Annotated in this window: 9 protein-coding genes and 1 pseudogene; 5 read left to right on the top strand and 5 right to left on the bottom strand. The window is 39.3% G+C overall.

The window, feature by feature from the left end; translation table 11 throughout:
• Positions 1 to 86 precede the first annotated feature (86 nt).
• The 4 genes from H5200_RS02565 to H5200_RS02550 all read right to left on the bottom strand — a co-directional run bounded on the left by H5200_RS02565 (position 87) and on the right by H5200_RS02550 (position 6,122).
• Positions 87 to 1,151, bottom strand: coding sequence for an alkaline phosphatase D family protein (locus H5200_RS02565; protein ID WP_182760883.1), 1,065 nt, complete (start codon positions 1,149 to 1,151; stop codon positions 87 to 89).
• Positions 1,148 to 2,275, bottom strand: a complete 1,128-nt coding sequence (locus H5200_RS02560) for an alkaline phosphatase family protein (protein ID WP_182760882.1) — start codon at positions 2,273 to 2,275, stop codon at positions 1,148 to 1,150. The genes H5200_RS02565 and H5200_RS02560 overlap by 4 nt, the downstream gene beginning before the upstream one ends.
• 66 nt (positions 2,276 to 2,341) lie before the next feature.
• Positions 2,342 to 4,711 (bottom strand): TonB-dependent receptor domain-containing protein, encoded by a 2,370-nt coding sequence (locus H5200_RS02555; RefSeq protein WP_182717389.1) that lies wholly within the window; start codon positions 4,709 to 4,711, stop codon positions 2,342 to 2,344.
• A gap of 367 nt (positions 4,712 to 5,078) precedes the next feature.
• On the bottom strand, positions 5,079 to 6,122 hold the full coding sequence (locus H5200_RS02550; RefSeq protein ID WP_182734291.1) for an alkene reductase: 1,044 nt from the start codon (positions 6,120 to 6,122) through the stop codon (positions 5,079 to 5,081).
• Between the two features lie 145 nt (positions 6,123 to 6,267).
• On the opposite strand from H5200_RS02550, the gene H5200_RS02545 reads away from it, so the two are divergent.
• The 4 genes from H5200_RS02545 to H5200_RS24315 all read left to right on the top strand — a co-directional run bounded on the left by H5200_RS02545 (position 6,268) and on the right by H5200_RS24315 (position 10,746).
• Positions 6,268 to 6,849, top strand: coding sequence for a TetR/AcrR family transcriptional regulator (locus H5200_RS02545; protein WP_145233102.1), 582 nt, complete (start codon positions 6,268 to 6,270; stop codon positions 6,847 to 6,849).
• Positions 6,850 to 6,921: 72 nt separating this feature from the next.
• On the top strand, positions 6,922 to 7,317 hold the full coding sequence (locus H5200_RS02540; RefSeq protein ID WP_145233101.1) for a DUF2750 domain-containing protein: 396 nt from the start codon (positions 6,922 to 6,924) through the stop codon (positions 7,315 to 7,317).
• 261 nt (positions 7,318 to 7,578) lie between these two features.
• The gene (locus tag H5200_RS02535; protein ID WP_182760881.1) at positions 7,579 to 9,399 is read left to right on the top strand and encodes a tetratricopeptide repeat-containing diguanylate cyclase; all 1,821 of its coding nucleotides are present in this window, start codon (positions 7,579 to 7,581) and stop codon (positions 9,397 to 9,399) included.
• Positions 9,400 to 9,645: 246 nt separating this feature from the next.
• Positions 9,646 to 10,746 carry a methyl-accepting chemotaxis protein gene (locus tag H5200_RS24315; protein WP_274803910.1) on the top strand — a complete coding sequence of 367 codons (1,101 nt, stop codon included), beginning with the start codon at positions 9,646 to 9,648 and terminating at the stop codon, positions 10,744 to 10,746.
• Between the two features lie 528 nt (positions 10,747 to 11,274).
• Here H5200_RS24315 and H5200_RS02525 read toward each other — a convergent pair.
• Positions 11,275 to 11,403, bottom strand: a pseudogene (locus H5200_RS02525) (IS3 family transposase); the annotation flags it as partial.
• 368 nt (positions 11,404 to 11,771) lie between these two features.
• On the opposite strand from H5200_RS02525, the gene H5200_RS02520 reads away from it, so the two are divergent.
• The gene (locus H5200_RS02520) at positions 11,772 to 12,146 is read left to right on the top strand and encodes a hypothetical protein (protein ID WP_182760880.1); all 375 of its coding nucleotides are present in this window, start codon (positions 11,772 to 11,774) and stop codon (positions 12,144 to 12,146) included.
• The last annotated feature ends 45 nt before the right edge of the window (positions 12,147 to 12,191 follow it).

Genomic DNA, 12,191 nt, shown 5'->3' with positions numbered 1-12,191 from the left:
AATAAATCAGCGAGTTAGCACAATAATTAACTCACTTTTTATACGCACAGTATAGCTACTGTGCGTTTTATTTTCTGAGGGAGTCATTATTTATATGGGCTAATACTTGATAAGCTAAATTGGCTTTGCATGATCACATCGCCATCAATGCCTTTTAGCTGGAGTGAAATAGCTGGATCTGTTTGTTGCCAATCAATGCTTAAATCACCGTAATTAACGTCATGTGTGAACTTCCCCACGCGGTGTTTATTAGGACTGACGTTTTTCCATTTTTCAGTAAGGCCTGAGCTGGTCATTTCAATCAGTGGATAATCAAGGTTTTGTTCATACCTTGATATCTCACCCCAATGTGTGTCACCACTGATAATTACCACGCCGTTTACTTTGTGTTTTTTAATTAACGCAAATAAACGGTTTCTATCCTCCGGAAAATTAGCCCATGACTCCCAGCCGGTAAAGTCAGGCAGTAACTGTAAGCTCGAAGCAATCAGTTTAATTGCAGCAGGCTTTTTAAGCTCTTGTTCAAGCCATTGCCACTGCGCCTCACCTAACATCGATGCGCCTTTTACTTCACTTGGGCTATAAGGCCCTTGATTATTCGCTTTACGCTCAGTCTTGTATTGTGTTTCACTAACGTGGTTAAGTGCATCGCGGTTCCAACGCAGATCAGGCATGATCACTTGTATCGTGTGCTCACCTTCACCATACATATACGAGGTATAAATCCCATCGGCACGTGTGCGACGCACTGAACCCGTTGGCTCTTGCCAAAAGTCGAGCATAATTTTCCGAGACTGTTCTTTATGTGGGTACTCTTTACCTGCATCATTTTGGCCAAAATCATGATCATCCCACATGGCAATAAGGGGAGTCTGTGCTTTTAACGTTTTAAAGCCGGGCTTAGCGCCTAAGCGCTGATATTTATCGGCAAGTACGCGCATATCGTTGGTGTCGCCGTAGATGTTATCACCCAAAAAGATAAACAAATCTGCCTGCTCTTTATTGATCGCGTCAAAAATCGGAATATCTTTATCTTGATGCCCACATGAGCCAAACAGTATTTTTTGCGGCGTTAGTTTTTGCGGTGTACTTAATACTGAAAAACTCGCAACAATGCTTACCAATGCGGCCGCTTTAATTAAATGCTTCATTTTAAAATCTCATCAATTGCATCCGCCATAGCGGGATTAAGCTGCTTAGGGTTTTCGCCAAGTACGGTTAAAATCGTTGCCGCAACTTGTGCTTGTTTGAGCTCTGTTGTTGTTTTTAATAAACCTTGCGGTTTAATATCTGGGCCAATTGCAGCTAACCAAATATGCTCAGAGCCAATAATTCCCTCAGGAAAAGCTTTACGACCTTGCTCCGATTTTGCCATTGCTTGTTTTGAACTATGATGCTGCCAATCATTAGCGTTACTGCCACGGCCATGATCCGTGGTGATAATAAGCGTTGTGTTATTTTTATAGCCAGATGTAGTCTGAATGGTTTGCCATAAATCTTTGATAAAAGCGTCACTTTGTTTAGCCGACTGCAAATAGTGATCGTAATGACCATCATGGGCAAAATCATCGGTTTCACCTAAGCTGATCACTAATAACTTAGGCTTTTTTGCCAGCATATAAGCTTTGGCAAAACGATATGTAAAACTGTCTAAACGCACATTATGCCAAGGACTTGGGATCTCCTGTTGTAAAGCATTTAATAGTGGCGCATCGGCAAATAAGTCTGCCTCAATTGGCATAAAACCCGCATTTACATATACGTCGCTGCGTTTGGTATTAACAATAAACGGAAATACATCCCAACTACCAAATAAGGCGGTTTTATTTTTATAGTCAGCGCGTTGCTCTAATCGCTCTAAAATAGTTTTATTTGGATTTGGCGTTTTATCATTACTGTTAATTGCCTCATCAACACTGCCAGTTAAGATCTCACTGTAGCCTGGGTATGAAAAATACCACGGGTTACTCACCGACATTGTTGAACCATTCTCTCTATCGCCAATTAACACACCGTGTTGAGCAATCGTATTGCTAATAAATGGCATTAACTGAGCTTGTCGGGCGTGTTTGTCATCGCGCCAAAACTGTTGTTTCAATTGCTCAGGCTGTTTAACAAAATCGGGATTTGCTAACAATTTTTGATCGGCGCCGTTAAATACCTCTTGCCAACGCACTCCATCAAGCGTCACAAGCACGACATTATCACTGGCTTTGACAATATGACTTACCATTAATGTACAGCCTATTACGGCCAGTTTAGCTATTGCTTTCATAGTATTCCTATCAATAAAAACCCATCAACAAGGATGGGTTTTGGTTATTATTTTTATAATTAGGGCTTAAAAATTAGCAGTAAATGTAAGTGCTGCAGTTCGTGGTGCACCAATAAAATAAGTGCTGCCATTACCTGTCCCACCCGCTAAATACTGTTTATCTGTTACGTTAGTGACAGCAAAAGCAATATCGATTGATTTAAATGGGCCGGCATTGACGTCTGCAGCATAACCGGCATTGATATCAAGCACGGTATAACCATCAACTTTATTACGTGTACGAGTTTGCTCATCTAAAAATGCACCTAAGCGTTCACCGGTATATTTAGCGGATATACCAAAGCGGAAGTCGCCACTGTAATAATCGGTCGAAAGCACAAACATATCGCTTGGTGAATCGATAACGTCATCGCCTTTTTTAAAGCTTGGCGGTAGCGCTTTTCCGTCTTCATCTTTGAGGATAACACCATCGGCATCGTAGGCACTTGGATCGTGCGATGCGTATTCAGAGCTGTTATTAGTGTATGAAGTATAAATATTCCATTCATTTGTAAGCATATAACTTGCTGATAGTTCAATACCTTGCGAGTCAATACCACCTACATTGATGTAAGAGCCATTTGTACCTATCGTATAATCAATCCCGCCGGTATCACTGCCAGGTGCGATAAAAGTAATACGGTTATCAAAGGCAATAGAATAAGCGGTCGCAGTTAGGCTCAAGCGGTCTGCTTTATAACGTACACCAAAGTCGATATTTTCAGCTGTTTCTGGTTCAATTTCTGTGAGTGTAGAACTATCACGCTCCAGCACTCCATCTTTAATTGCTGAGAAATTTTCACTAAAACTGGCAAATAACTCAGTACTGCTAGTTAGCTGGTACAAAGCACCTGCACTAAATAACACATCTGAATCACTGTTTATTTTATCAGAGCGTAGATCTGCAAAATGATCGTATTTTTGTAATTCAACTAAATACTGTTTAGCGCCAAGATTAACTGTAAAATCGCCTAGGCTGATAGAATCTTGTACGTACCACTTAAAGGTATCTGTTTCAAAAGTATTTTTATATTGCGTCCAGTATGGGGTGCTATCAAAGTGATGATACACGCGAGCGTCAATAACTTTATGCCAATCACGAGATTCGTCACGATCAGTTTGCTCAAGCCAAATACCTGCTTCAATATCGTGCATCCCTAAGGTTAATTTATAATCGGCGGTTAAACCTAAACGGTCCTTGTCATAGTGTGTATGGCGATATGACATTACCGGTATTGCGGAATCTGGGTAACACGCCGGATTCAACCCTGTGCCTGAATCCCATGGCCAACTGAGTGTATCCGTACAATTTGCGTTAGGCGTTAATGGCTTACCTTGGCTATCTGCAAAACCATATGAGCCAGCATTTGTGCCGCCTTCGGTTGTTGGATTACCGTCTTTATCGACAGGTGATGTTAAATAAGGTGGGATCCAATCACCACGCCCAGAGTTTTTATGGTAATAAGGGCTGATTGTTAATAATGACGAAGGTGAGATTGCATATTCAAACTTTACGTAACCTAACGCATTTTCACGCAATGTACCCCAACCTTCTGCAAACATTTGGTCAAAGTGTGGCACGCCAGTCCAATTCCAAGTTAGTTGATCCCAATCTGGTGTTTGCGCAAATTGCTGCAAGCTCACACTGTTATAGTTGGTCTCACTTACATCATCATACGATAAACGCCCTGTTACAGTCAGCGCATTAAAATTAGATACAAATTTAGCCTCAGCATGTTGATTATCTTTACCACCATTACTGCCATCACCTATCCAGCGGCTAGTATTGGTTTGTGAATAACTCACATAAGCTTGCGTGTTATCAAAGAGAGTGCCAGTTTCATGCTTAAAATAATAACGGGTCGCATCATGGTCACCATTGGTGTAAGCAAATGTAGTTCCTCGCTCAAGGCTAGGATCTTTACTAACAAAATTAAACGTACCACCGAGCGCTTCAAGTGATGCCGAGGCGATATCTGAGGTACCTTGGCCCACTTCAACCGTGGCTAAGTTTTCGCTGTCTAGGTAGCGATTAGCTTTTGCACCACCGCCATAATTAGAGCCGCCGTTTGGAATACCATCAACCGTCATACCTAACTGCTGTTGGTTACCATCGATACTAAAGCCGCGCATCGTAATAGTGGTAGACCAATCATCACCACCAAATGCATCACCTTCGTTAATACTAATTCCCGGTAGGTTATCCATCACCGATAATACACTTGATACCGAACTCTGCTGTTCAATCATTGATTGCTCAATCACACTATTTGCATAGCTCGTTGGTTTTGCCACTACCGTGACTTCTTCGATTTCGTTGGTATTTGCAAAGCTATTAGTTGAAAACGCTAAAGCGATTGCTAAGCTTAAAGTCGATCTTTTAGTAAAAGTACGCATTGTTGTCCCATTTGCAATTATTGTTTTGTATACGGGCAAAGTATGGAGGGAATATATGACAAAAAAGCTCGAAAAAATTGACGTAACAGTGACAAAAATATTGATTATTTATGGCAACAATGCAGCTTAACCAATTAACATATAAAGATATTATAATTTAAATAACAGTCTATCGCGGTAATATTTGTAGGAAATAGAGAGGGAGTTAAATCAATACGAAAAAGTATTTTTCACAGTATTAGTAACGATTAAAAAGCAATATTGCTAATCGCAAATAAATACCTAAAACGAGTTTGCAATCAACATGTATGGCGTTAATGCAACCACCTACGAGCGTAGGTGGTTTAGTGACTAAAATAAATTACGTTTAAATTAGTTCAGCCAGCATTTCATCACTATACGGAACCACTTCTTCAGCATTTTTGATTTTACTGATGTAATCTGGGTTTGCAATAAACGGGCGACCAATAGCAATTAAATCAAACTTATTGGCGTTAATCGCAGCTTTAGCCGTGTCAAAATCATAGCTACCAACACCCACTAAAGTACCTGAATAAGCCGCACGTAAATATTCTGACGTCGTTTTATCTGCAAGGCTTGCAAAGCGCATGCTATCGTCAAAAATACCGCCATGTAAGTAAGCGAGTGCTCGGCTATTCAACTCGTTTAAGAGGTAATCAAATACCGCTTTATCGCGGCTATCTTCGCTCATATTAAAGTAAGCACCAGGAGATAAACGTAGCCCAGTTTTATCTGCACCGATGACGTTAATTACCGCATCAACAACTTCAAGTGCAAAACGCGACATATTCTCTGGAGTTTGCCCGTATTCATCATCACGCTCATTGGCTGCATAATGTAAAAACTGATCGATTAAGTAACCATTCGCACCATGGATCTCAACGCCATCAAACCCTGCTTCAAGCGCATTCTCTGCAGCCTTTGCATAATCTGCAATTAATGACTTAATATCGGCAGTGGTTGCTGCTTTTGGGGTAATATAAGTAAGCTCACGCATACGTGGTACAGAGCCTTCAACACCAATCGCAGATGGGGCTAAAACGTCGCCATCAAAAAAGTGTGGATGTGCAACCCGACCAACATGCCAAAGTTGTGCAAACATTTTACCGCCCTGCTCATGCACAGCATCGGTTACTTTTTTCCAGCCTTGAATTTGTGCGCTGGTAAATAAACCTGGCGTATTCGGGTAACCTTGCGCATCAGGGCGAATAATCGTGGCTTCACTAATTATTAAACCGGCTTCAGCACGGCGTGCGTAGTAATCAACCATCGCTTGGGTTGGCACTAAGTTATCGTCAGCCATACAACGCGTTAGCGGTGCCATAAGTATACGGTTTTGTAATTCAATCGTGCCATTAAGCTTAAACGGTTGCAGTAGATCAGTGGTCATTCTTATCAATCCTTATCTTGAGTGTACATTCAAGATAAGGGCGAACAATAAAACATTCAAGTCTATTTTTGAATATTTGTTCAAGATTAAGTAAACTAACCCCACATACACCTTATAAGTCAAATAGAATGCAACAGAGCGCCCTATGAGAATAGCCGAATTTGACCGTGAATTTGTACTTCGCCAAGCGATGCTGGCTTTTATGCAACACGGTTATGCTAAAACGAGTATGCAAAAATTAACGCAAGTTACAGCGCTTCATCCGGGATCTTTATATGCTGCGTTTGGCAATAAAAAAGGTATTTTTTTAGCGGCTATTGAGCAATATCAGGCTGATAGAAATCAGCAATTTACGGCACTTTTTTGTCAACATAAACCCGTTTTACCAAGCCTACGCCAATACTTAGACTCAATAGTCAACGAGTGTATCAGTGGTGATGCGATGAAAGTATGTTTACTGACTAAAAGTATTAGTGAAGTTGAAGGGCAAGATTCACAGATCAGCCACGTACTGATGACAAATTTAAATGCCTACGAAAACGCCCTCGCCGAACAATTTGAGCGCGCGATAAAAGAAGGTGAAATCCCAAACACACGCACAGCTGAGCATCTAGCTCGTTTTTTAGCAATGGGCCTTTACGGCTTGCGAACCTATGCACTGACTAACCGCTGCGAACAAGATCTAAGCCAACTCGCCGACGATTTATACCACGCAATGTGTAATTAATTTTTAACTAATCGACATTTTGTCATATTAGTCAATATACTATACCTAAGCCATTCTAGAGAGAGTCTATTAATGAGTAATGCAACTGCAACCGCATCTGAAAAATTCGAGACAATCTTAAATTTAGGAGCCAAAAAAAGATTGGCTTTTATGTTTGAGACCGTCCAAGAGTTCAAACAAGTGTGGATATTAAATGACGACGATGGCTGTGTTATGCTCGCCAACGAAGATGATGATTGTGTACCGGTATGGCCTGAACGTATTTATGCCGAGGCATGGGCTACCGGTGAGTGGGAAAATTGCACAGCTAAAGCAATTCCATTGAAAGATTGGACAACCCGATGGACACCCGGTCTTGAACAAGATGACTTACTTATCGCCGTTTTTCCAACTGAAGAAGACGACGGCACGATTTTATTTCCTGATGAATTTGATTCACAACTAAAAGCACCTAAAAAACGTTACTAATTACACTTCGCTATAATTGAGTCGCAGACGTGTTGTTCTGCGACTTATCCACGCAAACTTTAAATTTTTTACGCGCAACGCTTTAAGACAAAGATACAAAATTAATACCTATAAAAATTAAAATATAACGGCAATAATGTCGCTTTTAGCGATAATTAATTTATGCTTATTCACACTGATCAGTGAAATAAACACAGCTCCCACTGCAAAAACTTTGGCATTAGTTGACTTCAACACGCCCCTTACTCTTTGGACTTTATAATGGTACGACAAGGTATTTTAATATTACTACTGCTAACGTTTATTAATAGTGGCTATGCCACAGAGCAAATTGACTCACTAGAATCCACACTCAGTGAAATAAAACAGCTCAAAAGTGATGGTGAATCCGCACAAGCTTATCAACAATTAAGAGCAACATATTCCTCGGCACAATCAACCACACAACAAGCTGAGTTAATGGTTGTTTGGCTTGCATTTATGAATGAAGACAAGAACTGGCATGAATTCGACTTGCTCAAAGACGATGTCTCACAATTACTCGATAGCGAAGTCGATATAGAAACTAAATACGCACTTTATGACAACCTCGGATTAATGAAATATCGCTTAGGTAAGTTTGCCGAAGCCGATTCTTATTTATCAAAAGCAGTGTCTTTTGCTGATGACACACAGCTTGCTACGAGTATGACTTACTATTTGTATGGAATTAACTCTGTTAGACAAGGAAAAATGGTAGATGGACTCGATAAAATCTTACATGCTCACGATTTACAAATAAACATTCAAGGATATGCTTCACCGAAGATATTAATTGGTTTAGGGTTTACCAATTATTATATGAAAAACTACGACAAAGCGATTGAATACACTCAACAGGCAATAGCAGCATACCCTGAAAATGACATACTGCTCACTGAGCTGTATGCAAACTTAGCTGCAATGTACGTTGATAAAGCCCAATACCAAGAGGCATTAATTGCCATTAATCAAGCCGAAAAAGTAGCCCACTTCCATAATATATTTGACCGAGTTCCTATAATTATTAATAAAGGCACTATTTATGCTGAGCTAAATGAGCACCAAAAAGCCATTGATTATTATTTAAAAGCGTTAGATATTGTAAATAAAAACAATGATTTAATACATAAGCCTACCGTTTTAAGTAATCTGGCACAAAGAAATCAAAGTTTAGGTAATTATAAACTTGCTGCCGACTATTTTGAGCAAGCCCTTGCTATATTTTCAAGCGAGAGTCAACTCATCAAACGTTTAGAAAACTATCCGCCAATGATCGAAAATTATCAATCATTAGGAAATTACCAACGCGCATTAGAACTTATGATTGAATACAAAGAATTAGATGATGAAAGTACCTCATTAGCTGCAAAAGAAAAATTTGATCAATCACAAGCAGCCTATGATATTGCCTCTAAAGAAAAGTCATTAATCGAAGCTAAACTAGCGCAAACAAGCAATGAAAATGCAATTCTACGACTCTATGGGATCATTGCCTTCAGTCTTTTAATTATCTTATTTATTTATATTGCCTATAGACTAAAACACTCTGCCTACCTGCAAGTTAAAGAGCTTGCGTTGCGCGATCAGCTCACGGGACTATTTAATCGCCGCGCATTGCACGATATCTTTGAATTAGAAATGAGCCGGGTTAATCGCAATAAAAAAACTTTTAGTATTATTTTGCTGGATATAGATCATTTTAAAGTACTCAACGACACCTATGGACATGACTATGGTGACATTGTATTGCAAAAAGTGGCTAGCGCATTGCAAGATTCAATTAGAAGTATGGATAAAGTTGCTCGCTGGGGAGGTGAAGAATTTCTGGTGTTTTTACCTGAAACCAATAAAGAGCAAGCATCGCATCTTGCAGAAAAGTTACGCTTAGCCGTAAGTAACATTGAATTGACTTACCAAGATAAGCTACTTCAGGTCACTGTTTCTTTAGGTGTCTGTGAATATAATCAACAAGGTGAATATAAAGACATGGTTAAACAAGCCGATCTTGGTCTTTATAAAGCTAAAGAAACAGGGCGGAATAAAGTCGTCTGTCTCAGTTAAACTAACAAATGTTCTTGCGCGCAACTATCTTCAAACATATAGTTTACTAATAAAGCGATGTTATTTCCTCGCATTAAGGCTGCTCTGTTGACCTAAAAATAGCAATGGCACACTGTTTTATTGCGCTTGCTCAAAAAAATTACGACATAGTTTGCTAAACTAACCTAATAACCTATTAGATTAAGTGTGCTAGCACAACGCTGAGATTTACTCTGGGCACATTTACAGAAACAGTTGGACAAATACGTGATATTTAATTCTAAGTATAAAAAAGAAATTGCAAAACTAAAAAATGAAATTGTAGATATTCGTAACCAAAATGAAGCACTGCATGATGAACTAGAACAAGTTAAGAATGCTAAAAGTCAGTTAGTAGCGCAAATAAATCAAACTGATAAAACTGCCAAACAACAAGACGAATTAAACCGCTTGTGGCTACAGTCTTCAATTTTAATAGAGCAAATCAGGGAGAGCCTAGCAGCAAATTCAAGTGAACTTGTAATGCACAGAGATGGCTTTCAATCATCACAGCAGTTGCTTGATAACATTATTGTAATGCTATCCGCCACTTTGCAATCAACTTCTGTGATATCCAGAGACACTAAAACAGCCTCTGAATCTGTAAAGCAATTACAAACAGTCACAGCAGGGATTAATGACTTTGTAAACATTATCAAAGGCATCTCTGACCAAACTAACTTACTAGCCCTTAATGCTGCTATTGAGGCCGCCAGAGCTGGAGAACAAGGTAGAGGCTTTGCCGTAGTTGCAGATGAAGTTCGCACATTAGCACAACGCTCAGCTGATGCATCGAATGAAATTTCAGGCTTAATTGAACAAGTAAACCAACAAATGGACCACGTTGTTGGCAACATTACCGACGTCGGGAAACAAAGTAATGAGATCAGTGAAAGTTCAGCGGCTATCGAAGATACCGCTAATAAAATTGTTACGTTCTCACAAAACATGTATTCAGTTATTACCGACTCAACTGAAAACGCATTTATTCAGACGGTAAAAATGGATCATATCGTTTGGAAACTGGAAGTTTATAAGGTACTACTTGGTTTATCTGATAAAACCACAGATGAATTTGCCGATCACACAATGTGTCGTTTAGGTAAATGGTACTATAAAGGTGATGGTGCAGCTAAATACGCCTCCCATATTGAATTTAAAAACTTAGAAGCCCCGCACGCCGAGATTCACAACCATGGCATACAAGCATTGCAAGCCTTTGCAGATGGCCATTCGGATAAAATGATTGATCATATATCGCAAATGGAAGCGGCGAGCTTTAAAGCCGTTGATTTATTAACTAACCTAGCAAACAAAATAACTAAATAACGGTCGTTTTAAGTTTAACTACAACTTTAGCGCTGCTCATTTTATATTTATTATCGATATTATGATGGATACTGAGCTTTGGAGTTATACCCACTACCTGCTTATTGATGGGTAAGGTTGCTTTATAGGCATTATCTATGTTTTTTAAAACACGATAATGCCTTAACTATAGTAATATTTATTGGTTAAAGTCTAATCCTGCCAGGTCAGTGCTAACTTTTTGTAATACGTCATCATAGCCTTTTAGTACTTCTTCTTTATGGGTTAGATCCTGTTTGAGTTGTTCAACATTTGCTACTAGGTCTTTCGTTAAGCTCGGAACATCTCAATGATGCTCGGTGCAGTGATAAACAAAGCAGGAAAGACAGGCACTTTTCAAGCTAACTCAACAAAAAAGGACGAGTAGTCTCATGGGTATTTGTTGGGCCGCGATACTTCAAAAAACAGTCCATTAAGCTGCGACAGCGAGATTTGTAATGGTCAACTAATTCTGTAGAGATTCTAAGCGGCATTTTTTAATTCATTATATTACTGATGTGGCGTCATATAATGAAGCGTAGAATGCCTACGTTTGTAATTGTAAAACTGAATATAATTGTCCACCTCGCTTATAACTGAATGATGATTTATAAACGAAAGGCGATTCAGTCGCTCTATGGGTATACACTTTTCTTTGCGATTGGTGCTTTTATGAGTAAAGCGCTTAGGCAACATGAGATATGATTTCCCAAATGTTTAACTCTTATTATTTCCAACGTTTACGTAGGTCGGTTAAGTGGCGAAGCCACGCCATCCGACATTAACAACCCAACAACCGACACACACCGTAACCCTTATATCCCAAAAATAATAAAACCACATAACACAATATTAAACACACCCAAACAATACACGTTATTTAATCTATTCCACCAATTGGTCACAGCCAAAAAAAACTCTATTTAGCTTAAGATAAGTTCAACTACTTGGGACAACACAATAAGTGAACCCCATACATTGAACTTTGTGATTTTTGAGGTAACTATATGAACGAACGTCAACGTAACAGCTGTCATGCTATTATACATACGCATGCAACTATAGCTGGAGCAGGCAATCTAATGCCCGTCCCAGGGGCTGGTATCGCAGTAGATATCACAACAATGACCTCTATGTGCATGAGCTTATCGTCACTATTTAAAGGAGACATTAGCGAAGAAGTAGCAAAAGGATTAGCAATTGCAGCAATAAAAGAAACAATCTTGAAGCAACCTATAAAAGTACTAGTAAAGGAAGTAAGTAAAGTAATACCTCTATTGGGACAATTAATATCACCGGCTATCTCTGTAGCTATCATTGAAGCTGCAGGGTGGAGCATAGCTAATACACTTTACGAACGCGCTAAAAATCATACCCCTTAAATTACAAGTAATTTAAATAAATGCCAGTAAGTTCATATAATCCTT

The organism is Pseudoalteromonas sp. SG43-7, from assembly GCF_014164295.1.
GTDB lineage: Bacteria > Pseudomonadota > Gammaproteobacteria > Enterobacterales > Alteromonadaceae > Pseudoalteromonas > Pseudoalteromonas rhizosphaerae.
The sequence above is the reverse complement of the archived record's forward strand: the minus strand, read 5'-3'. Positions and strand labels throughout refer to the sequence as shown.